Here is a 1,235-nt window from a genome sequence, read left to right on the forward strand (position 1 = left end):
TTTGAATCGCCCCTGGTTTCCTAGACACTCTCCAAGCTCAGGAAATAGCGTTTCTCATATTCTATTGGAGACAGCTGCATAGCACTGCTGTGTCGGCGTTTAGGGTTATAGAACATTTCGATGTAATCGAAAATATCACTTCGGGCTTCTTCACGGGTTGTGTAGATCTTTCGTCGGATTCGCTCCCGCTTCAAAAGCTGGAAAAAGCTCTCGGCTACGGCATTGTCGTGGCAGTTTCCCCGCCGGCTCATGCTGCTGATTACATTGTTAGCCTTCAAGAAGCTTTGCCAATCTGAGCTACTGAACTGACTACCTTGATCTGAGTGAATCATCACTTGCTGCTGTGGCTTACGTCGCCACACAGCCATCAACATTGCGTCGATAGCCAGGTCGCTGCACATCCTTGGCTTCATTGACCAACCAATTACTTGGCGTGAGAACAGATCCAGCACTACCGCCAGATAGAGCCATCCTTCATAGGTGCGGATGTAAGTGATATCTGTCACCCAGACCTTGTTCGGCTCACTGACCTTGAACTGCCGCGCGAGGTGGTTGGGCGAGGCCACTGTTGGTTTTCCACCGTAAAACCCTGGACGCCGCCGATAGCCCGTTTGCGAACGCAGCCCCTCCGCCTGCATCAAGCGCCCGACTCGATTTCGTCCGCATTCCTCTCCCAGCTCACGTAGGTCATCGTGAATTTTGCGGTAGCCGTATACACCTCCGCTTTCTAGCCAAGCGTGTTTGATCAAGCCAAGCAGACGTTGGTCTTCTTGGGCTCGGGCAGACTGAGGCTCAGCCAGCCAGGCGTAGTAGCCGCTGGGATGCACCTTGAGGGTTTGGCAAAGGCGACGTACCGGGTAATCCGTCGAGTGCTTCTTGATGAAGGCGTACTTCAGCCGCACTCCTTGGCAAAGTACGCGGCGGCCTTCTTTAAGATGTCTCGCTCTTCCGTCACGCGCTTGAGTTCAGCGCGCAGCTTGCGCAGTTCGGCCTGCTGATCGTCGTCTTGCTGACGCTGCTCTTGGGGCTTGCTGTAGACCTTGATCCAGGCGTAAAGGCTATGCACGGACATGCCCAGGCGCTGGGCGACATCGGCGACAGGTTTGCCTTTTTCGGTCACTTGCTTGACCGCTTCGATCTTGAATTCTTCGGGGTAACGCTGACGACTCATGGCACCTCCTATTTGGGCCTCATTATGAGGCTTGGAGGTGTCTAGGAAACCAGGGGCGATTCAG

At 54.2% G+C, this 1,235-nt stretch carries 1 protein-coding gene; it reads right to left on the reverse strand.

All coding sequences use genetic code 11. The features are described 5' to 3' along the window. Nucleotides 1–20: 20 nt before the first annotated feature. Nucleotides 21–1,171 (reverse strand): IS3 family transposase gene (locus ABIB24_RS26740; RefSeq protein ID WP_354317722.1). Its coding sequence is split into 2 segments (ribosomal slippage): nt 21–928 and nt 928–1,171, totalling 1,152 coding nucleotides; the frame shifts between segments, so codons are not numbered across the junction. Nucleotides 1,172–1,235: the final 64 nt, after the last annotated feature.

Source organism: Pseudomonas sp. UYEF17 (genome assembly GCF_040546125.1).
Lineage (GTDB): Bacteria > Pseudomonadota > Gammaproteobacteria > Pseudomonadales > Pseudomonadaceae > Aquipseudomonas > Aquipseudomonas putida_Z.